Annotated in this window: 19 protein-coding genes; 6 read left to right on the top strand and 13 right to left on the bottom strand. The window is 47.3% G+C overall.

Features of this window, described 5'->3' with window-relative positions:
* Positions 1-34: 34 nt before the first annotated feature.
* From DW091_RS05015 to DW091_RS05005, 3 genes are all read right to left on the bottom strand, one after another.
* Positions 35-397 carry an Hpt domain-containing protein gene (locus tag DW091_RS05015; protein ID WP_118517554.1) on the bottom strand — a complete coding sequence of 121 codons (363 nt, stop codon included), beginning with the start codon at positions 395-397 and terminating at the stop codon, positions 35-37.
* A 56-nt stretch (positions 398-453) separates the two neighbouring features.
* Positions 454-3,042, bottom strand: a complete 2,589-nt coding sequence (locus tag DW091_RS05010; protein WP_118517553.1) for an EAL domain-containing protein — start codon at positions 3,040-3,042, stop codon at positions 454-456.
* A gap of 62 nt (positions 3,043-3,104) precedes the next feature.
* The gene (locus DW091_RS05005; RefSeq protein ID WP_118517552.1) at positions 3,105-5,333 is read right to left on the bottom strand and encodes a response regulator; all 2,229 of its coding nucleotides are present in this window, start codon (positions 5,331-5,333) and stop codon (positions 3,105-3,107) included.
* A 283-nt stretch (positions 5,334-5,616) separates the two neighbouring features.
* Between DW091_RS05005 and DW091_RS05000 the strand changes: the two genes are divergently transcribed.
* Positions 5,617-7,032, top strand: coding sequence for a GntR family transcriptional regulator (locus DW091_RS05000; RefSeq protein ID WP_118517551.1), 1,416 nt, complete (start codon positions 5,617-5,619; stop codon positions 7,030-7,032).
* A 145-nt stretch (positions 7,033-7,177) separates the two neighbouring features.
* Here the strand turns inward: DW091_RS05000 and DW091_RS04995 are convergent, their stop codons facing one another.
* The 4 genes from DW091_RS04995 to DW091_RS04980 all read right to left on the bottom strand — a co-directional run bounded on the left by DW091_RS04995 (position 7,178) and on the right by DW091_RS04980 (position 12,738).
* Entirely contained in the window at positions 7,178-9,175 is a 1,998-nt protein-coding gene (locus DW091_RS04995; RefSeq protein WP_118517550.1) for an extracellular solute-binding protein, read from the bottom strand.
* Between the two features lie 22 nt (positions 9,176-9,197).
* Positions 9,198-11,336: an ATP-binding protein gene (locus DW091_RS04990; RefSeq protein WP_118517549.1), complete on the bottom strand. Its 2,139-nt coding sequence runs from the start codon at positions 11,334-11,336 to the stop codon at positions 9,198-9,200.
* 251 nt (positions 11,337-11,587) lie between these two features.
* The gene (locus DW091_RS04985; protein ID WP_118517548.1) at positions 11,588-12,091 is read right to left on the bottom strand and encodes a hypothetical protein; all 504 of its coding nucleotides are present in this window, start codon (positions 12,089-12,091) and stop codon (positions 11,588-11,590) included.
* A 365-nt stretch (positions 12,092-12,456) separates the two neighbouring features.
* Positions 12,457-12,738, bottom strand: a complete 282-nt coding sequence (locus tag DW091_RS04980; RefSeq protein WP_224168745.1) for a hypothetical protein — start codon at positions 12,736-12,738, stop codon at positions 12,457-12,459.
* Between the two features lie 225 nt (positions 12,739-12,963).
* Between DW091_RS04980 and DW091_RS04975 the strand changes: the two genes are divergently transcribed.
* Both DW091_RS04975 and DW091_RS04970 read left to right on the top strand, forming a co-directional pair.
* Positions 12,964-13,206 (top strand): type II toxin-antitoxin system Phd/YefM family antitoxin, encoded by a 243-nt coding sequence (locus DW091_RS04975; protein ID WP_118517547.1) that lies wholly within the window; start codon positions 12,964-12,966, stop codon positions 13,204-13,206.
* Positions 13,203-13,580, top strand: a complete 378-nt coding sequence (locus tag DW091_RS04970) for a type II toxin-antitoxin system death-on-curing family toxin (protein WP_074617182.1) — start codon at positions 13,203-13,205, stop codon at positions 13,578-13,580. Before DW091_RS04975 ends, DW091_RS04970 begins: the two co-directional genes overlap by 4 nt.
* A 250-nt stretch (positions 13,581-13,830) precedes the next feature.
* Here DW091_RS04970 and DW091_RS04965 read toward each other — a convergent pair whose 3' ends face one another.
* From DW091_RS04965 to DW091_RS20280, 3 genes are all read right to left on the bottom strand, one after another.
* The gene (locus tag DW091_RS04965; RefSeq protein WP_118517546.1) at positions 13,831-14,202 is read right to left on the bottom strand and encodes an MmcQ/YjbR family DNA-binding protein; all 372 of its coding nucleotides are present in this window, start codon (positions 14,200-14,202) and stop codon (positions 13,831-13,833) included.
* A 35-nt stretch (positions 14,203-14,237) separates the two neighbouring features.
* Positions 14,238-14,846: a DUF3786 domain-containing protein gene (locus DW091_RS04960; RefSeq protein ID WP_158577826.1), complete on the bottom strand. Its 609-nt coding sequence runs from the start codon at positions 14,844-14,846 to the stop codon at positions 14,238-14,240.
* A 62-nt stretch (positions 14,847-14,908) separates the two neighbouring features.
* Positions 14,909-15,091, bottom strand: coding sequence for a hypothetical protein (locus DW091_RS20280; RefSeq protein WP_187368454.1), 183 nt, complete (start codon positions 15,089-15,091; stop codon positions 14,909-14,911).
* A 409-nt stretch (positions 15,092-15,500) separates the two neighbouring features.
* Between DW091_RS20280 and DW091_RS04950 the strand changes: the two genes are divergently transcribed.
* Positions 15,501-15,917 carry a YjdF family protein gene (locus DW091_RS04950; protein WP_118517544.1) on the top strand — a complete coding sequence of 139 codons (417 nt, stop codon included), beginning with the start codon at positions 15,501-15,503 and terminating at the stop codon, positions 15,915-15,917.
* A 46-nt stretch (positions 15,918-15,963) separates the two neighbouring features.
* Here DW091_RS04950 and DW091_RS04945 read toward each other — a convergent pair whose 3' ends face one another.
* From DW091_RS04945 to DW091_RS04935, 3 genes are all read right to left on the bottom strand, one after another.
* Entirely contained in the window at positions 15,964-17,328 is a 1,365-nt protein-coding gene (locus tag DW091_RS04945) for a radical SAM protein (RefSeq protein ID WP_096920638.1), read from the bottom strand.
* A 151-nt stretch (positions 17,329-17,479) separates the two neighbouring features.
* The gene (gene xylB / locus DW091_RS04940; RefSeq protein WP_118517543.1) at positions 17,480-18,985 is read right to left on the bottom strand and encodes a xylulokinase; all 1,506 of its coding nucleotides are present in this window, start codon (positions 18,983-18,985) and stop codon (positions 17,480-17,482) included.
* 170 nt (positions 18,986-19,155) lie between these two features.
* Positions 19,156-20,196: an NAD(P)-binding domain-containing protein gene (locus tag DW091_RS04935; protein ID WP_058693864.1), complete on the bottom strand. Its 1,041-nt coding sequence runs from the start codon at positions 20,194-20,196 to the stop codon at positions 19,156-19,158.
* A gap of 270 nt (positions 20,197-20,466) precedes the next feature.
* On the opposite strand from DW091_RS04935, the gene DW091_RS04930 reads away from it, so the two are divergent.
* Positions 20,467-21,432, top strand: coding sequence for a sugar-binding domain-containing protein (locus tag DW091_RS04930; protein WP_058693863.1), 966 nt, complete (start codon positions 20,467-20,469; stop codon positions 21,430-21,432).
* Positions 21,433-21,443: 11 nt separating this feature from the next.
* A complete protein-coding gene (locus tag DW091_RS04925; RefSeq protein WP_118517542.1) occupies positions 21,444-21,947 on the top strand; it encodes a GNAT family N-acetyltransferase in 504 nt (167 codons plus the stop codon).
* Positions 21,948-21,957: the final 10 nt, after the last annotated feature.

The following is a 21,957-nucleotide window of genomic DNA, read 5'->3' as shown; positions in this document are numbered from 1 at the left end:
TCAAATCGCAGCGGCTTTTCCGCATCGAAACAGATCATACGTCTTTAAGCGATTCCAAGAAGGCTCCAGCCCTTTCATACTCCCCTTGAATCACCGTATAAAGCTGCATGTAGTCATCACGCGCCGTTTTTTTTCGCAGTGGCTCTACAATGGCGCAAACCGCCTCAAAAAGCGGTGTCAATCCCAGATTGCCGGCCACGCCTTTCAATGTGTGGGCAGCCTCAAAAGCTCCCGCCATATCGCCATTTTTAATCGTGCGTCCAAGATTTTCCGTACTCTTGTCATTTGGCAGCATTCCCAACACACGCAAATAAAACTTCTCATTCCCTGCAAAGCGGCTCATGGTTGTCTCATAATCCGCGCCGTAATCCTCAAAAACTTTTTTGAAGGTTTTCATCTTTCACTCCTTTTCCAGGCACTGCCTTATCTGGCTTGTTGGACAAAATGTCATTTTCACAGCATAACACATTGGCCGTCATGGGTGGTCTTTGCGCGATAAAGCGCTGTATCCACCCGCTCAATAATTTTCTCCGCCGATCCCTCTGCATTCCATATTACGATCCCCGCCGAGGCCGTGACCGGTATTTCCTCAATAACTGAATTATCATGGAAAACACGACAAATTTCCTGACATTTTTTCAGCGCCTGCTTCGGGGATTTCATTCGTTTCATGACCACGATAAATTCATCACCGCCTAACCGTGAAAAAATGTCGGTTTCACGGATATTTTTACGGATTATATTGCTGAACTCAACAATCAGCTGGTCTCCCTGCAAATGACCGTAGGCATCGTTTATTTTCTTGAGATTGTCCAAATCGAAAAAACATACCGCCATCGGCGCGTCTCCCTTGCGAAGTTTCTTTATTGCAGCCTGCCAGCCACGGCGGTTCAGGGCGCCAGTCATGTAATCTCGAAATGCGTCCTCTTGCAGCGTTTCTTCCCGTATCTGGGAGGTGTTCAAACGGATAACACGGGAAATCCGCATGGCAAGGCTCTCTGGCTGATGTGGTTTGACCGCGTAATCTGCGGCCCCCGATATAAAGGCTTTCTTTTCAATCACTTCATCGGCTGGCCCTGTGACGATCACCGGAATTTTCCACAGTTCTCTGTTCTCCCGGATCCTCGTCAATACCGGAAGGGTACCATCTGGAGAAAGGGTTTGGCTAAGAAGTACAATTGCTATTTTTTCACAGTAATTGACGATAATCTCCGAGGCGCTAAACGCCGTTTTAGCAGCCATAATTTTAAATTGACTTGAAAAATTTTCCTGTATCTTTTCTATGTATGCTTCATCCTCATCGGCTATAAGCAGTACGCGTTTATGCTGTTCAAAACCATCTCTTTCCTCCAGAGCGATCGGTCCGTACAGCTTGCCACTCCGCTTCTCTTTTTTTAAAAACTGTTCAAACATCTCTGCCGGCATAGGCCGAGAAAAATAATACCCCTGCACATAGTCGCAGTCCACTTCCATCAGTCGGTTCAGTTGTCCATAGGTTTCAACACCTTCGGCGACCACACTCACGCCCATCCAGCGGGCCATGCTCATGATAAACTGCAGGATTCCCTGCTCAAGGGGCTTAGCAGTCTCACTTTGAATGAATTTCATATCCAGCTTTAAAATATCGATAGGCATTTGATTGAGCATATTCAAGGAGGAATAGCCGCTGCCAAAGTCATCCATTTCGATAATAAACCCTTGCTCACGCAGCTGATTGACCACCTCGATCAGCTGATAGGGATCCTCAGTGTAAGCGCTTTCTGTAATTTCCAGATGAAGTTGTTCTGGCGCCAGCTCATATTTACGGATCATACCGCTTAAAAAATCGGCAATATTCAGACTGTAGATATCTGCCCTAGATACATTGACTGAAACGGTGAAGCCTGAATATCCCTTTTCTTCCCAGGCTTTGAGCATTCGACATACCTCTTCCCAGACAAATTGATCCAGTTTGGTGATAAAACCGTTTTTTTCAAACAGTGGAATAAATTCCGCTGGGGACAGCATCCCCCACTCAGGGTGTTTCCACCGGATAAGCGCTTCTGCACCGACCAGATGATCGTCCCGAATTCGATACTTTGGCTGAAAATAGACTTGAAACTGCCTGTCGCGCAGCGCTGTTTCCATACTGTCAATAATCGCCTGCTGGCGAAGAAGCCTGTCACGAAGGCTCTTGTCATAATACGCGAAATACCAGCCGTATTTTCCCTTAATGCTCTGCACTGCCAGCATCGCACGGTCACACATCTGCTCCACCGGAAGATTTCTTTCCTTAATAGGATAAATCCCCCATTTGATATCAACACTCTTATTGTTATAGAGAACATTAATCTTATTTGCCAGCTCCATGAACAGCTCGTTATTGTAAGTTCTTCCGCGTTTTATAAGACAGGCGAACCGGTCCGAGTTCAGCCGTCCGCACACACCGTCCGCGCCCGCGAAGTCACGGCAATAATCGGCGATCTCACAGAGAAGGTCATCGCCAGCCTTATTGCCTAGGACATCGTTGACGAATTTAAAGTTTACCACGTCCGAGCATACGATATCATAATCCCACTGCGGGTGACGCGTCAAAAGCTCTCTGGCCTGTCGGCAAAAAAAAGCTTTGCTGTACAGTCCTGTCAGATGGTCGTATTGAAACTGGTTGATCATCGCGGCTGTTTCACGAAACCGGATTGTGCTTGCCACTCGATTCAGGAGAATTTCAGCTTTATAGGGCTTGGCGACAAAATCTTCCGCGCCGTGTTTCAGCGCAGCTACCTCGTCGGCGTCGCTGTCGCTCTGAGTGGTCACGATCACTGGAATCGCAGCGTAGGCGGGATCTTTTTTCATGATGGTGAGAAAGGTATAGCCATCCATAACTGGCATGGTGATATCCAAAAGAATCAGCGCGATATCTTCTTTTTTCTCTTTTAGAATGTCTAAAGCTTTCTGCCCGTTTTCTGCCTCTAAAATTTGATATTTCGGAGATAACAGCCCATACAGGGTCATACGATTGATTTCGTTATCCTCTACAACTAATATACATTTTTGTGTAATCATCTAAAACCCCTTTTTTATTTTGTGATAAAAGTAATATAATCAACACATTATGACCCTTTAAGCTATTTTAACGCTTCGGAAATCATTGTATAGAGCTGATTGATGTCAATGGGTTTTGCAATATGGCCGTTCATTCCAGACAACAGAGCTTCCTCTACATCTTCACGAAAAGCATTGGCAGTCATGGCCAAAATCGGCACAGTCTGCGCATCCTCGCGCGCGCTGGCCCGTATCCGTTTTGACGCTTCATATCCACCCATGATGGGCATCTGTATGTCCATTAAAATCAGATCATAGTAGCCGATTGGTGAAGCGGAAAACTGCTCAATGGCTTCCTGTCCATTTTCTGCAGCGTCAATTTCAGCGTCTGTTGTTTTTAACAGCTCAATTGCGATTTCGCGATTCAGTTCATTGTCTTCAACCAGAAGAAAACGCCTTCCCTTAAAGGACGGTGTTTGAAGCCCTGGCTTTTCCTCTGGCCTTGATTCGGACTGCATCGCTGTGGACAACGCGTGATAGAGAGAAGACTCAAAGAGTGGCTTTGCGACAAAAGCGTTTGCCCCTGCTTGCCTGGCTTCATGTTCAATCTCGCTCCAGTCATATGCCGAAATAATAATAATCAGCGTGTCCGGTCCAAGCTTTTCACGAATGCTGCGCGTAACCTCGATACCATCCATATCCGGCATTTTCCAATCGATCAGACAGACGTCGTAATCATTATAAGCCTCATGCGCTTTCAGAACCATTTGCACGGCATCGCAGCCACGCTGGATCCACTGAGCATCAATTCCCATTTTTTTCAGCAAAAGGCTTGCGTGAGCGCAGGTATTTTCATCGTCATCTACCACCAACACCCTGAGGTTTTCCAATTTACACTCTTTTGACTTTTCTTCCTGATCGAAAACTTCAAAGGGCAGCTCTACTGTAAAAACAGAGCCTTCGCCCAGCCTGCTCTTGACATGGATAGATCCGCCAAGCAGGGTGACCAGATTTTTTGTGATAGCCATTCCTAAACCTGTTCCGCCATATTTTCGTGAGACAGTGCCATCCTCCTGTTCAAACGGTGTGAACAGCCGCTCGAGAAAGGTTTCACTCATTCCGATGCCTGTATCCTCTACACTGAAAATCAACTTTATGTGTCCATTTTTTAAAGGTATTTGTCGGGCACTCAGGCGGACACTTCCACCCTTTGGTGTGAATTTGACGGCATTTGAAAGTAAGTTGAGCAGAATTTGGTTTACACGAAGCGCGTCGCCAATCAGCGTCTCATAGGCCACTTCCTGCGTTTCACAGTGAAAGGCAATTCCTTTGGCTGTAGCCTGGGCGTAAATAGCGGGGACAATGGCTTCAAACATCTGAGGCAAGTGAAACTGCTCGTAATTAACTGATAATTTTCCTTCTTCAATTTTTGACATGTCAAGAACATCGTTAATCAGAGCCAGTAAATGTTGAGAAGAAAGCGCAATCTTTGACAAACAGTCCTCTACCCTGTTTTTGTTATCCAAATGCGCTCCCGCAATCGTGGACATCCCCACAATCACATTCATAGGCGTTCGGATTTCATGTGACATTCGCGAAAGAAAATCTTTTTTGGCATTGCTGGCCTGCTGCGCGAGTAAAAGGGCATCCTGTAAATCCAGTTCCCGGCTGGTCAAGGCGGCGATGCTGCGCTGTTCTTTTCTGTTGGAAAGGATGGTCAGACCAATAATTGAAAAGGCCAGCACCAAAGACAATACTGTCGACACGTATCCTGATTCCTGAACCTGCTCGTTAAGGCTGTATATCTTAGAATCCGCGAAATCAATGATGGTTGTCAACGCGTCGCTGACCGAATCATAACAGGGATAGATATTGGTTTCCATATATGCCTGAACCTCGTTTGGCGAGTGATTTTCCGAAAAACTGATTGCTGTCGCCTGCTGTTGAATCAGATTATCCATCGCGGCCCTCAAAACATCCACATCCTCTACCGGGCCCAGATAGCGGTCATAAATAACGGCAATGTCTTCGTTCTGCATGGTGTAACGTTCCTGAAAAAAAGTCTCTACATTTTCATCTGTGCTAAACGTATGGGTGATTAATATATTTGAAAAACGTTTCATATCCAGCAGACGCGAACGCATGGCGCGGGCGCTGTTCGACACCGTATAGGGGTGATCGTACATGCTTTGGGCCTTCTGATTCATACTATAGGTTATAAAAATACTGGATGCGGCGAATAAAAAGGCGATTATACAAATCACTATGGCCCCTTTTGACAGTTTCGTTGCCGGTCTATTCTTTTGAATCATTTAAAACTCCTTATCTCCATCATCTTATTCCTTTCTTTGCATATTTAAATAATATAATCGAATATTACTATATTTAAAAATAAATATAATACCTGATATTTCAAAATCAAAAAATACTCACTCCATGTTCATGTATGTATTTAATAATTATAACAACTTATTTATAACAGTTCAATATCATTTCTTATTTATTATGGTATTTTCGAATAAAAAAATGTATAATGATTATATTTTTGTGAGACTTTACTCCTGATAATCCCTAACAATCAAAGGCGGTGAAATTTTGGAACGCGAAAAATATAATTTGATCTATGAGTACTATGCGTGTCACATTTTATTTGGACACTTCGAATACGGAAGCTGCCTGCCAACCATCGAACAAATTGGCAACAGCTTTCATGTCGCACCACAAACCGTACACAACGCTTTAATGAAGCTGCAGATGGACGGCCTTGTCCGTATCTTGTCTGGAAGACCTACCACGGTCGTCTATAAAGCAACCGATGAAGTCAAGCATCAATTTGCAGAAAACTATTATCTTGCCCGAAAAAATGCCATCGAGGAAGTCTACTCTTTGTCTCATTTTCTTTTAATGCCGTTATTTCATGAGGGCTGCCGCAGATTAAGCGATGCCGATCTTCAGCAAATTCTATCAGTCGCAAGACAGGAAAACTCGAATATTGTTTCAATATCGATGTTTTGCTGTAATATAATGATCGACGCCCTCAATAACTGGCTGGCAAAGGGGCTTTTTCTTGATATGGTTTCTTTTTTTCAGTTTCCTTATGTTCCATCGTTTAATGAAGATAACAATGAAGAATACAAAAAATATCACCGTTTACTGACAGCAGGCTGCGAAAAACTGGACCGCGAAAATGTTTTTTGTGCGTTTTCCTACTTTCAAACACTGACGCAAAAAACATTGCAGAATTTTATTGACCAGGCGTGGGACAAAACCACTGCCACAGAACAAATTTCCTTTCGCTGGCAAACTTATCGCGACAGGCCCCAGCACTGTCACACTTTAGCCGCATCGATTATTAAAAACATCCTCAGCGGTGCGTATTCAGAGAAAAACATGCTGCCATCCTATGAAAAAACAGCATCAGAATTTTCGGTCTCTATCAGCACAGTAAGGCGAACCATTGAACTTTTACGGGATATGGGAATCATCCATACGATCAACGGCGTTGGCAATCAGATACAATACAGCGCGCCTAATCTGGAAAAGCTGCAACGGCCGGCCATACAAAAAAACATCAGAATGGCGGGCGAAAGTATCGAAATTCTTTTTCTGACGACTGGGGCTGTTATCCATCGTGTATTTCCAAATCTGGAAGATGACCAAATCACGTCCCTGAGGAATATGCTCAATAAAAAAAAGACCCCATCCTCGATGGACATTGTCCTTTTTATGGTTCAATATTTCATGGAGGCATTTTCTTCTCCACTAATCTATGAAGTTTATAATAAACTACTGGAATTTTTGTTTTTTGTCTATCCTCTTTTGTCAAACCCCGAAAATGCAGATAATCAGGAATCAGTTCGTTTCATAAAAAAGATGGATCAGGGGCTCAGAGACAAAAACATGAATCAATTTACGCAGGGCTTCTTAGAGCTATTGAACGCTGTACAGGATAAAATAGTTAAACGCTTAGAAATAATGACCCCTTATCATTCCCTGCAAAAAGCACCTTAGTGAGGATCATTTTTTCGTTTTTTATCTTTATAATCCTAAGGCATACGCTGCACATCATTAGTCAATAGCGGCGAGACGACCAGAAAAGGACGTCTTTTTTGTATCTCAAAAAGGGGGGTAACCAAAAGTTACCTCCCGGGATTTTTTACTCAGCCACGCGCTCCCAGTTAAGGGTGAGCCGGCCGTCGGTAAAAGGTGTGATTTTGCCATCTTCCTGGACAACCGGTTTTAACAGTTCCACGAAGGATTCCTCATAAAGCTTTTCGGGGACGACATCGGGCAGGATGAGGGGCGTGTCCATGGCGTTCCAGCTCTTTTCTTTGGAGAGGGAACCATTCCAGTAGGCCACGGTGTAGGTTTTGTCCGGGTCAATGTCGCTGCCGTCCTCATTTTTCACGCTCACCAGATGCTCGCCCGGGCTGGCCCAGGGGGCGTATTCCACCTTCAGGCCAGAGGTAAGGTAGCAGGTGAACTTATCCTGATCTTGATGGTCATCGTTGAAGGAGGTTTTTAAAATCTGCAGGATCTGGTCCCCGGTCAGGGTGGTGACGGCCAGCTTGTTAAAGTCGGGGTTTTTGCTTTCAATGGTGTCCAGGCCGATCTCCTCGAGGACGGGCTCGGTCACATCGCCGGCGTAAATGCGGCCCATTGTGCCGAAGCTGGCCTCACCCACCAGTACGAGGCCGATGTCGGTGTTTGCGGTGCGCCGGAAAGCATCGGCAATATAGAGGCCGGTTTCCAGCCGTGAGAAGGATTTTTCCGCTGTGCCATAGGCCGCTTCCGGCGCTTCCTCCGGCGCGTGGAGCAGCTCCTGAATCTTGGCGTCGCAGTCTTTCATCACGTCCTCGGCGGTCTGGGTGCCTTTGGCGATGTTCCAGAAGCCCTGGTGCATGGTTTTATAAAAGGCCTTGGAGTCCTTGACGCGGCTGTAGTAGGTTCTCGGGGCCAGATGCCCTTTTTCGATGGTGGCGGCCACGTTCTGGGTAAAGTCATTGTTGACCACGGGAACATCTTTCACGTTGCTGATGGCCAGTCCCTGTTCCCCGATGAGGGCCTGCTGGCCTTCCACCGAGCTCAGCCATTTCACAATCTCCATGACCTTATTGTATTTTTCTTTGTGTTCCGCTGCTTCCAGCTTTTTATTGACAGCGAAGTTGTAGGTGCTTTCAATGGCCACATAGTCAGAATTTGGGTCGTTGCTGCCCCAATAGGGCATCATGCCGTATTCGTGGTCGGAGCCGGCCTGCTTGGCGTACTCGGGCGCCATCTGGGTCTCGTTGGTCATGGCGGCGGTATATTCCTTGTAAAGGGCAGTGCTGCGGTCGCCCGGCTCTCTGGTAAAGCTGGCTTCGGTGATGACGCCGGCATCCAGCAGCTGCTTGAACAAATCAAACATGGGCTCCATGTGCCCGGTCATGCTGGCGTTGCCTTCGGCGTAGTCCTGCAGCCACTGGTAATTCTCGTTTCCAGCCAGGACACTGCTGTAGGACCAGGCGTTCATGGCTGTTGAAAGCCCGCTGGGATGTTTGAAGGTAAAATCAACGGGGGTCAGGCCGGTTTCGGCCTTGATGGTCTGGCAGAGCTGGATAAAGCTGTCCAGGCTGGTGGGCACCTGCCACTGGTGCTCAGCAAAGAGGGTTTTGTCATAGACAATGCCGTTAATCTTGCTGGGGCCGGGCAGGTAGTATATGCGTCCGTCGCGCTGGCAGGCGTTGAGGCTGGTGGTGTAATAATTGCTGGTAAAATCCTTTGAGGAAAGATCCACCAGCTTTTCAGAAATCAGGGCGTTGTCCAGCGAATCGACGCCCCAGGTGACCAGCAGATCCTCGAGATCGTCGTTCTCCAGGCAGCTTTCAAACTCGTGGTTGCCGGCGGTGGCATGCAGCCGCGGCACGATGTCCACCTCGGGAAACTGCTTTTCAATAATGCTTTCCAGATCGTCGGGCGCGCCGTTATACTCGGTGCGCATAGTGATCATGGTTTTATTTTCGTCCACGGGCTGGTAGGCGATGATTTCATTTTCCGCCGCGCCGACAGGCAGCTTGCTGGTGTTTGCCGCGCCGGCGCAGCCGGTCAGCATCGCGACGCACAGCAGGACACTTGTCAGCAGCGCGCCCTTTTTCTTTTGTTCCTTCTTTTTCATTTGTTTCCTCCGTTTCTTCCATTTATTGAATATATTTCATGAGTGCTTCACCCAGTTTATCGATCTCCACGGGCTTTTTCAGGTGCTCGTTCATGCCCGCCTCGCGGGAGGCGGCAGCGTCCTCGTCAAAGGCGTTGGCCGACATGGCGCAGATGGGAATACCGGCGTCAGGGTGGTGTGAGGCGCGGATGGCTCTGGCGGCGGCCAGGCCGTCCATGATCGGCATGTGGATATCCATCAGAATCAGGGAATAATGCCCGGGCTCCGAAGCCTCGAGCATTTCCAGCGCCTCTTTTCCGTTCTGTGCCCAGTCCGCTTCAAGCCCCTGCATTTTCAGGATTTCGATGGTGATTTCGGCATTCAGGGCGTTATCCTCGGTTACCAGAACCCGTTTTCCCTTAAAATCCCGGGTTTCCGGGGGCTCGGGCTGCGGCGCGGGCGCCTCGGCCTTTTGGGCGCGCTCAAGGGGCAGCACGATGGTAAAGGTGGTACCGGCGCCCTCTTGGCTCTTTACGGACAGCTCACCGCCCATTAAATCGACCAGACTCCGCACAATGGCAAGGCCAAGGCCGCTGCCGCCGTAATTTCCAGCCGTCTCTGCGTTTTCCTGAAGAAAGGGCATGAAAGCATTTTTAAGGTATTCCTGCGACATGCCAATGCCCGTATCGGCCACCACCATGGTAACCGCATCCCGGGCGTCGTCCAGTCTTTTGGCAGACACCGAGAGGCTGACGCTGCCGCGCTCGGTAAATTTAAAGGCGTTGGAGAGCAGGTTCATCAAAATCTGGTTGATGCGCAGCGAATCGCCCAGATAGCTGCCGCCAGAGGGCAGGTCGAAAACGGTCTGGAAGGGCAGCTGCTTTTGAGCCGCTGTGATCTCAAGCATGTTGCGGATGTTTTCTAAAAGGTCCTCCAGCGAAAAAGCCTTGTTGGAAAGCTGCATCTTGCCGCTCTCGATTTTGCTCATGTCCAGAATATCGTTGATGATGCTCAGCAGATATTTTGAGGAGGTTTCGATTTTATTAAGGCTGGCCTGCGCCTCCTTGTTATCGGGGCCGATCTGGGTAGAGGCGATGTAATTCATGCCAATGATGCCGTTGAGCGGGGTGCGGATATCGTGGGACATCTTGGCGAGAAAATCATTCTTTGCCTCCACGGCCTTTTTCGCGAGATTGATCTCATACATTTCCCGCTGGCGCTGCCTTTCCTTTCGTGTGCTGGTCAGGATCATGAAGATCACCAGCAGGGCCAGCGAGAAAATCACGGACAGGCCGGTCAGCATGGTGGCGGTCATGCCGTCGTAGGTTCCGGCGGCGGTCAGGGAAAGGGGCACCATGATAAAGGTAAAGCTCCCCTCCGAAAGCCGGTTATACTGTAATAGCCACTGGATATCGCCAAGCGTGCAGACCAGGGAACGGTCCGTCCCGTTTTTTAGATCGTTTTCAATCTGGGTGTAGACATTGGCGTCGAGGCCTTCATCTTCCAGGGTGCTCAAAATATTGTAGCCAACGCGGCTCTGATCCACCGCCTGCGGCGCAACCGTGATGGCGCCGTTGGGCGACACCAGAAAGGAGTAACCCAGCCCGTTAAAGACCGAGAGCGTCATTTCGGAGGAATAAGCCTCCTTTTCGCGGCCCAGCACCACAGCTCTGATCTCACGCTGGTCAACGACACAGGGCTTGCTGAGCAGGGAGGAAAAGAGCCAGTACTCATGATCGATCCCCACCCGCTCAAAAGCCGAATAGGTATCCCGTCTCAAGACCTGGTGGATATAGTCGCGGTTGTCAATCCCCTTCACCGCCCCCTCGGCGGTGAGCAGCGTGCCGTCAGCCGTCACGAAAAAGATACTGCTGCCGCCGTCCTTCAGGTAGTTTTGAAACAGCTGTCCGCATTTTTCAAAGCTGTCGGGCTGAATATAAGAAAGGTTATCGGCCAAAAGCGCCGTGAGCTGCAGATAGGTCGAGCGCACCGAAGTGATGTTCGAATGCAGCTGCTGGCTGATTTCGCCGACATAATCCGCGCGTTCCTTCTGAATGTTCTGGTTGAGCTGCCGGTAGGCAGCTATAAATAAAATGATGGACGATAAAATCATGACCGAGAGGATCGCGAACACGATCGCCGGCGTGATGGATTTTTTTATTGGGCTCTCTTTATGGATCATGGCTTCCTCTCTTTTTTATCGCTGACCAGTGCGGGCGCTCAAAGAGCATTATACCCAGATGGTTAAATCGAATTTATAAAAAGTAGCAATTAATTATCGAAATATTATAAGTAAAATTATACATGAATATTCCTTGATAATCAAGGTTTATGTCACTGATTGGATTATAGTGATATTTTTAAAAATAAAATGAATTATTTGATACTCGTTAAGGTTATCTGGCTTTTTCAGGTCTGTCGGTGACGCGGTCATCACCGTACACACCCATATATACGGCAATGGTGAAAATAATAAAAAACAAGAATAAAGCGAGAAATATGGGCTTTTGGACAAAAGAAAATAATCTGAACTTTTAAGAAAACTTGTAAAGTATGGTTATCATAGTACATATCAAAATTGACCCTAAAGATATTATCTTTTCCAAAATGGCCTGCTGTCGCAATTTTCACAGTGATTTGTCCATAAGGAATTAACTTTTCATAATTTTTATTCAACACCCAAATATCTTTATAACGTTCGAGCTGAATGGTTTCAGTACCCTCTGGAACTTCTACTTTATAAACATAGCCCCGGTAGCCTGTTTCTATACCAGTATTAACCATGTTCAGCGCATTGCCGCTTAATGAGAACGCAAACGGAACCTCCATCAGTTTTTCAAGTCTGACTTTGTCTGCTTCCAATTGATCTACGTTATCTATTTTGGCCTGATCCTCTGGGCTGAGATTGTCATATGGCTGGCGCGCTGCTTCATTCAATAGCTGCTTTATCCTTAAGGCTCACCGTATCAGTCTCTGGAAGATGGTCCACTTTTGAATCTTTTTTGCAATGCACAATCGTTCCGCCTTGATTAAAATCTATTCGCACAATACTTCTGGTTACACCATCGAATTGCCCGATCATACATGCTGTGGGCAATCGCTGTAAAATCAATGATTAAATAATCCGCATAATCTGGAAATTCTGTTGTTTCGTTGGTGACATAAATGAAATCGGGATTGTTCTATCACCCCTTCCCTTATACTTCTTTATGTCCTCATAAGCTGTGGCTTATATGGTCTATAACGTCTGATTGATCCATTTCCAGATATATCTAGTTAAGTCCCGAATACTTAGTCAATGGTTAAGTTTCTTCAATTCGTTCGCTGCCCACACACGCCAGCCAGGCTTTAAAAGGTTTTGTTTTGGGTGATGAAATGGACTGGATAATACGCAATGGCTGTTTGGCATCCACAACATCGATCATCCTTTTTTCGCCACCAGCCGCTACCATTTTCAAACTGTGATATTTTGTCACGGTTTGGTTTCCCTCGACTTTTAACCGCTGTTTAAGCTTTTGCCAATAAGCTCCAGCATTTTTACTTTCGATTAAAGCCCCGACAACATCAATAATCGAAAATATCATTCTTCTTTTTCTTCATCTCATGCGGTGCGTATTGTACGATGCTCAAATAGCTGTATATTTTTCATGCCTTCGCCTTAATTCGCAAATATTCTTTTTCGCTGCTGTCCATTGACAATTTTACTTAAGCATTGTTCACTCCTCATTTTTTATTGATCTTTTTTAGCATCATATATTCATATTATTTAGGTATAATAATAAAAGAGTTTAAGAAAGGAGGTCACGCACATGAATGTAAATACAAAAAATCTTGTCTCCATTACTGAAGCCAACCAGAACTTTTCCCGTGTTGCAAGAATAGTCGATGAAAATGGTTCTGTTATCATTCTTAAGAACAACACCCCCCGCTACCTTATCATTGAATTTAATGCAATAGAGGAAGAACAGCTTGCAAGCAATGAAGATATTTTTTCCGTCTCCAAACAACTGATTGACAAAAACAGGCAAGCATACGAGGTACTTGCCAAATGATAAAACTAACCAAAGAACAAATTATTTTACTCCATACCCAACTCATTCAGGAAACTGGCGGAAGTGATGGAATCCATGACGAAGGATTGCTGGAATCTGCTCTACATGTACCGTTTCAAAGTTATGCCGGTACTGACAGTTTCCCATCCATTCAACAAAAGGCAGCACGCCTTAGCTTTGGTCTTGTAAAAAACTACGCTTTCATTGATGGGAACAAACGCATTGGCGCTCATGCCATGCTTGTATTCCTTGCCTTAAACAGAATTGGATTAAAATACACGCAAGAAGATCTGTCCGTCATTATACTAAAAATAGCTGCCAGCGAACTGCCTTTTGAAGGGTTGTTGCAATGGATTATAGGACACCATCTTTAGTCAAATGGCTCCCCATATGGATGACCATTACCTTCCATCCGTCAGATTTGGACAGCTAGAGAAGGAACATTGACGTTTTAGTTTTCTTGGCATACAGTATTCTCCTTCCAGGCATAAGGAAAGCCCCAAAGGATTGACACCTCCAAGGCTTGAAAATTCTCTATGCAGTTTTTCATGCTATCAGTATACCACGCCGTAAAGCAAACATTCTTTTTATTAGTTATCCCTTGATAATGTATGTGCCATAATTTTACTTCTGTTTTTTCTTTGACGCCGTTAACTCAAAGCTCTGATCGAGTAGCCATTTTAATTGATCGTCTTTGATACTGCCATCCAAAGCCAATGTTAACCAGTTTTCTTTGTTCATATGATAAGCGGGATAGACTCCTTTTTCATTTCTGAGTGTACTGATCAGCATCGGATCACACTTGACGTTCAACACATCGATCATCTCATCACTGGGCAAGCCTAACTTGCTTTTAGAAATATTCATCATAAGGGCAAACCATTTTTGATTGCTCCTATGTCTGAACACGGCATAATTAGGATACCTCTTCCAGGGATTTTCTTCATGTGCGCTGTATTGTTCTGCTATAAACTGTATTAACGCCACTCTATCCATTGCAGTTCTCCTTTTCAAATTCTATTTACCTACTGTTAAGACATCTGTTTTTCCATCATTTCACGAATGCGGCGAATGAGAACATGATTCGCAAACCATACGGTTTCATAGTGCATAAAAGACAGTACATTTGCATCCCAGAAAAATTGGATCTCTGGAGCAAATTCATCATCTGAGTTCCAGAAACGAAACAGAAGGTCTAATCCACAAAACACGGGAATTTGTGCCGCAAGATCACCACCATCAATAATCACTCCTCCCAGTTTCTCCAGCACTTCACGCAGCAAAGTATCCTGATGGTCAAACAGTTTCATTTCCTGATTGAAAAAACCTGAATTAGCACTGGGTGCTGTGCTGTGTATTTTCGAAATACTTTGCATATTCACAAACTGTCCAGCTGGCACGGCATCTGGCTTTGACCAGCACAGAAGATCATAGATCGTCATCGCTTCATTATAATCTGCTTCTCTGAACCCCTCAATATCTATATCGTTACATTCTACAAAACCGTTTTTTCGGCCTATTCGACAAATTCCACCCATAAAGTCGACTGTCAAATACCTTTCATTGGCGTCTATGTTAAAGCGCTTTATCATATCATCTTGATTGTATTTTAAAAATTCTTTCTGCATTTGTCGTTTCATTTTTTCATAATTCGATACCATTTCGCCCTCATCTATAACTTTCGTTTTTTGTTATACCTGAATTATACCGTATTTTTATATACCAGATCAACACAGCTACTGCTTCCAAGGTTATAAAAGAAAGAATCAATCCCTTGTTCCGCTTCTTCTGTCTGTGGCGTTATCGGTGCATCAAACACTCGTTTACCTCTTACCAGCAGCCGGTGGCTGTTGATCTGGTACGGGGTACAGGTCAGCAGTGTCACATAATCCTGTTCCGGTGTGCTTTTAATGCTTCAATCTGATCGGGCTCTGCCGTCAAGGGTCAATTCAAGGCTATCAATTCCATTGACTAAAACATGCTTTGGTCGATAATCCAGTTCAAGACCGATTGCTCGGGCGTAGTCAAGGTTAAAAACGTCTTGTTTTAGAATATTACACTGAGTGGCTAATCCATTGACACCATTCTGCAAACAAACATAATAATAACCTATAACTTTTACTGATTTAAAAATCAATAAAAAACAATTTGACCATTCTCCAGGTATCCGTTATCATTAAACTACAAAGATAAAAACACTGCCCGGTTGGTAGTCCGGGCGCGGCGACGCCGTCAGTAACCTGCCTCCTTGGTTGTCCGTTCTTTGGTGATTCTACTTAAAGGAGGACATCTGTATGGTCACTATTTCAAGCAGCTTAACGGTATTTTTTGAGGAACCTTTTTGGGTGGGGGTTTATGAGCGCCAGTCCGGAAACCGGCTGGAGGTCTGTAAGATCACCTTTGGTGCAGAGCCAAAGGACTATGAGATTTATGACTTTTTACTCAGGAACGACCACCGGCTCCGGTTCAGCCCTTCAGTGGCGCAAACGGCTGAAACCCGGAAGCTGAACCCTAAGCGAATGCAGCGGGCCATTAAAAGGCAGCTTCAGAGCCAGGGGGTGGGCACCAAGGCCCAGCAGGCCCTGAAAGCCCAGCATGAACAGCAAAAGGTGCTGCACAAAAGCCGAAGCCGCGAAGAAAAAGAACGTCAGAGGCTTGAGCGTTTTGAGCAAAAACAGCTGAAGAAAAAAGAAAAACACCGTGGACATTAGTCTCCGGTGTTTGGCCCCGGCCGGGAGGTTTTCCGCGCCGGGTTTTTTATACGCTTTCTTGTTTTTTTCTCTGGCTTTGTTCCCAAAGATTCTGGGCAGTTTCTTTCCAGCTATCGGCATAGGGGACACATTTATCGCACAAATGGTCTGCGGTTTCAGGCGACTGCAAATCTGTTGATTTAGCGCCGGTCTGTTTGACCATAGCGCGCAGTATTTGAGGATTTTCGAGCATGGGACAGGGCCTCAGCATGTTTTCATTAAAGGGCTGCTCTTCATGATAGGCCATAAAAATAGGACTCTTAAGCGCGTCGAGCAGAGATGTGTCGTGGATATTGGCATTGGAATAGTGAATAAACACACAGGGCTCCACATCGCCCGCTGCGTTGATGTGCAGGTAGTTTCTTCCCCCTGCGATACACCCACCGACAAACTCGCCGTCATTTTGAAAATCCATGCCGAAGATGGGCTTTGTTTCTCTGAAATGGCGGATACGGCGGTACATTTCCTCCCGTTGTCCGGGCTTTGGCAGCAGCTCCGGCACGGCGTCGTTGCCCACGGGCATATAGTGGAAAAACCAGATAAAGAGCGCGCCAGCCTCAATGATCATATCGTAAAACGCCTCACTGCTGATATCTTCAAAATTGGCGCTGGTATAACAGGTGGAAACACCAAAGGGCAGATGATGCTCCTTTAACAGCTTCATGGCTGTCCTCACTTTTTCATAAACCCCTTGGCCCCTGCGGCTGTCATTGGCCTTCTCAAAACCCTCAAGGCTGATGGCCGGGACAAAGTTTCTGACTCGCAGCATATCCTGACAGAAATCCTCATCGATGAGCGTACCGTTGGTAAAGGATAAAAATTCACAGTCCGGATGGCGCTCGCACAGGGCGATCAGGTCTTTTTTACGTACCAGGGGCTCACCGCCGGTATAAATATACATGTAGGTTCCAAGTGCCTTCCCCTCTCGGACAATGCGGTCGATGGTTTCAAAGTCCAGGCTCTGTTTGTGCCCGTACTCCGCAGCCCAGCAGCCTGTGCAGTGAAGATTGCAGGCGGAGGTGGGGTCAAGGAGAATGGCCCAGGGGACATTGCAGTTTTCCCTTTCCTTCGCCTCATCCTGCAGGGCGCTCCCCTTCAGGCTGGCGTTTATAACAAAATTGTTGAAAAAGGCTTTTCTGACACCGGGGTCCAGCTCGTAAAACCGCATAATCAGCTGATACCAGTTGTTCTTTTCATCAATGGCGGTCCGAAAGGCTGAACGCTGGCCTTCATACCAGCCTTCCGGCGTAAACCGGTCCACCAGCTCCATCATTTTTGGAATGTTTGTCTCCGGGTCCTTTTCCAGATAATCAAGCGCCGCCCCGGCGGCTGTGGTAAAGGTCTTGTTCTTAATTTTACTGACAATGTTCATTTTGTTTTACCTCCTGTTGTATGGATAGCAACGTTCTTTTTCTTTGTACCCATTAACAGCCTGCATACACATTAAAACTGCCTGAAGACAACCGAAAAAAGGTGGCGGAAATTTTCCGTCACCTTCACCTTTAAAATATAAATTTTTACTTTTAGAAATTCAGAATCTCTGCGAAATTATCTTTCAGCTGCGGATAAAGCTTATCAAAGGCTGTGTAGACGGTGTCGTATTTATCACGCAGAGCTGAATTTGGCGCGTAGTTTTCTGCGCGCATGGCGATGATTTTGTCACAGGCATCCTGGACAGTCGGGTACATACCCGTTCCCACAGCGGCCAGAATGGCGGCGCCGAGAGCTGCCGCATTTTCGGAGTTCATATCCGGCAGACAGACAGGCATGCCATAAATATCGGCCATGAGCTGACGCCAGAACGGGCTCTTGGAGCCGCCGCCGCACATACGCATAATGTCTGGCTCGATGCCGGATTCACGGATGGCGGTAAGGACGTCACGCAGGGCATAGGTGATGCCTTCCATGACCGCGCGGGTAATGTCCGCTTTGGTATGGGTTGCTGACAGGCCCACAAAGCCGGCACGGCACTGCAGGTCAAAATGCGGTGACTGCTCGCCTGTGAGGTAAGGCATGTAGATGAGATTGTTGGCCCCTGGCTTAGAGGACATGGCGTCGCGGTTGATCTTATCGTATTCCAGATCGTCAGAATAGAACAGGTTTCGGTACCATTTTAAGGAGTTGCCAGCTGAGTTGACCGAGCCCATGAAATGCCAGGCGTCCGGAACTGCCATACAGAAGGTGTAAACACGGGCTTTTTTATCCATCATGGGCTCATCGGCGTAGGCAAAAACCGTTCCCGAGGTCCCGATGGTGGTCATGGCGCGGCCAGTGGCCACAACGCCTGTCCCTACAGCGCCGGCTGCGTTATCTCCTGCGCCGCCGACAACAACCGTCTTTTCAGAAAGCCCCAGAAGGCCGGCGACTTCTTTGGTCAGGGTGCCGGTAACATCCGGTGATTCGTAAACCTTGCCCAGAACAGATTCCTTAATTTCGAGGGCATCCAGAATATACTGTGACCAGCAGCGGTTGCGCACATCCAGCAGCTGCATGGCGGAAGCGTCTGAAACCTCGGTGGCGTACTCACCGGTCAGGCGGTAGCGCAGGTAGTCCTTTGGCAAAAGGATATGGGCGGTTTTTTTGTAAATTTCCGGCTCGTTTTCCTTGACCCATTGGATCTTGGCGGCTGTAAGGCCTGGACGAACAGGGTTGCAGTTGATTTCCATCATCTTTTCATCGGTAACAATTCTGCGGACAGACTCGCAGGATTCTGTGGTACGGGCGTCGTTCCACAGGATCGCACGGCGCAGCGGCTTTCCTGCCGCGTCCAGCATAACCGCGCCCATCATCTGGCCAGACATCCCGATCCCCTTGATGGCGTCTCTCGGAACACCGGATTCATCAATGACATAACGCATGGTGGCGATAGCCGCTGTGTACCAGTCTTCCGGGTCCTGTTCAGACCAGCCGTTATTCGGCTGGTAAACCGGGTATTCCTGCGCCATCTGCGCGATTTCCTTCCCGTTCTGATCAAACAATACGGTTTTGACACTGCCGGTCCCCAAATCCAATCCAATTAAATATTCCATAATATTACCTCCCTCAGTGTAATGATATACATGGTATTTTGAATACGATCGTCAAAAGATTAACGATTACAAGGCCTCTATAATAAATGGAGAATCCTAAATTCTCCATTATTCAAACGCTTATTTTGTCTGTCCCCCAGATGTCCTGAACCGCTTTTTAATCCATGCTGCTATGCTTCGATTGTCTCAAATTCTTTCCAGGGAATATTGACTTTTTCCCCTTCATTGAGCAGCTTGTCCACATGCATCAGCAGTGGGAACTGAGCGATATCAACCTTACCGGCTTTTGCCAGGGCCTTGACTGCCTTGGCCGTACGTGTGGCAATGACAACGGCTTCCAGGGTCTGACCTGCCAGCTTTTCATTGATTTCTTCCATCGACAGGCCTTCACCCAGGTACTGGCCTACACTACGGCTTCTGCCGCCGGCTACGGTAACGTCCAGGTCTCCGGCCGCAAACATGATCATTCGGTGGCTGCCGCCGACGATTTCCAACAAATCATCCATTTCCTTTACACTCTGCTGGAACAGGGCGGCCTTGGAGTTGACATGGGCAATGCCGTCATCCCCGCAGATGTTTTTAAGACCGATGGCCAGCGCTGTGCCGAGTGCATAGCCGTTTTTCAGGGCGACGGCTGCTTCCAGACCCACCACATCGGTAGTAAGGCTGATATGATAGTAGCTGGTTGCGAAAATATCCCGCAGCTTTTCCTGGGTTTCGATGTCGCGTCCGCAGAAGCCTACAAAGGAATGGTCGTGGTCGGCCAGATCCCGGGCGGTACATGGGCCGCCGATGGCATAAATTTTAAGCTTGGAGCCTTCCGGCAGATGTTCTTCCCAGTATTCGGGATAAACCTGAAGACGGCCGTCCTCAAAATTTAACATCCCCTTGGTGACTGAGAGCATCGGCACGCCTTCGGGAATCACTGGAATAATTTCATCCAGGAACCAGTCCACACCAAAGCTGGACACGCCGCAGACAACAACATCCGCGCCTTCTAAGGCTTCCTTGACCTGGTCTACTTTATAATAATGAATACCGTCATGCAGAGTGCGCAATAAATTAAAATGGTAGTTGTCTTCTCTCAGACGGTCGATAATTTCGTTATCGAGGGGAGAACCGACTAAACGGACCTCGTGGCCGTTTTCGTAAAGGGGAAAGGTTAGGGCTGAAGCCATCTGGCCAGAGCCAATCAAAGTTACAATGCTCATTGATTTCACTCCTTGTAAATGTTTTATAGGTGTATTCTATACCCTGTGGTGCAAATTTGTCAATAGAAAAATAGGTATAATTCCAAATTTAAGAAAATAATTTTTTCTTCTTTGGGAAAAATTTCAACATTTTTTACATTATATTTTCATACTTTTGAATAATTCCCACTTTTTCCCTTGACATTCCTTTTCATTCTTTTTATAATGAAACCATAAGAATCCTTTAACTTTTCATTTTTATGGGAAAAATTTCACATCATTGGAGGAATCATGGATCTCAAAAAAATAAATCAGATTCTTCGTATATCAAAAATGTATTACGAAATGGATATGGGGCAAATTGAAATCGCTGAAAAGGAGGGCATCAGCAAATCCAGCGTCAGCCGGCTGCTAAAAAGCGGCAAGGAAATGGGTCTGATTGAGGTGCGCATCAAAGAGCCGGTGCTTTCCTTCGGCGAGCTGGAAACACAGCTCATGGCCCATTTTCCGCTGAAAAGGGCGGTCATTGTACCCGATTTGGTGGGCGACAAACGGATTCTGGTTCACGATGTCTGTCTGGCGCTGGCCCAGGAGCTCCCGCGCTATGTAGACGACGACTCCATCCTGGGCATTGCCTGGGGCAGCACCCTGGAGGTTTTGTCAAACCTGCTGCAGCCCATCAAACGGCGCGGCGTGTCGGTAATCCAGCTTAACGGCGGCTACTCCCGCGCGGTCTATGAATCCAGTGCCCTGAATATCCTCAAGAATTTTGTGACCTGTGTGGACGGCGCGGGCTACCAGATTCCGGCGCCCGCCGTGGTGGACGCGCCCTTTATCGCCGACGCCATCAAGCAGGATTCTCAGGTAGCCCAGATCCTCTCCATGGCGGAGCGGTGCCAGACCGCGGTCTTTTCTGTGGGCAATCTGGCGCGGCCGTCCATCATCTATGAGATGGGCCTGCTGTCCGACGCCCAGTACTGGGAAATGGAATCCAAGGGCTGTATTGGCGACATGTGCTCTCATTTTATAAACGCGAAAGGTGAAATCTTCGACGAAGCCTTAGACCGCCGGGTTATCGCCGCCTCGCTGCCAGTGATCAAGGCGATCCGGAACAAGCTGCTGGTGGCCAGCGGCATCGAAAAAGCCGACATTATCTGCGCCACCCTGAAGGGCGGCCTGGCCGACGTGCTGTATATCGACGCCCCCACCGCGGCCGAGGTTTTGAAAAGAAGCTATGAGACGACTGAAATTGACTGAAGGAGGTTCCGATGGATTTTATTTTACGCCCCTGGCGGGAAAGTGACATTGACAGTGTGGCAAAATACGCCAACAATAAAAAAATCGCGGATAATCTGCGCAATGCCTTCCCCTGGCCCTACACCTATGAGGACGCCCGCTGCTATGTGATGAGCTGCATCGAGGCTGGTGAAGCGCGCCAGTGTACCCGGGCCATCGACGTAGGCGGCGAGGCCGTGGGCAGCATCGGCATTTTTCTGGAAGAGGACGTCTACTGTAAAAACGCCGAAATCGGCTACTGGCTGGCAGAGCCTTTCTGGGGCCGCGGCATCATGTCTGCCGCCATCCGCCAGCTCACAGAGGCTGCCTTTAAGCACTATGACCTGGCCCGCGTTCACGCCGAGCCCTTTGCCCACAACCTGGGGTCCCGCCGGGCACTGGAAAAAGCTGGCTACACCCTGGAGGGAACCCTTAAAAACCGCGTCTTTAAAAATGCTGAAATTTTTGACAGCTGCCTCTACGCTTTCACACACTGATCTTGCCATA

It is taken from the genome of Eubacterium sp. AM05-23, assembly GCF_003477535.1.
Lineage (GTDB): Bacteria > Bacillota > Clostridia > Eubacteriales > Eubacteriaceae > Eubacterium > Eubacterium maltosivorans.
The sequence above is the reverse complement of the archived record's forward strand: the minus strand, read 5'-3'. Positions and strand labels throughout refer to the sequence as shown.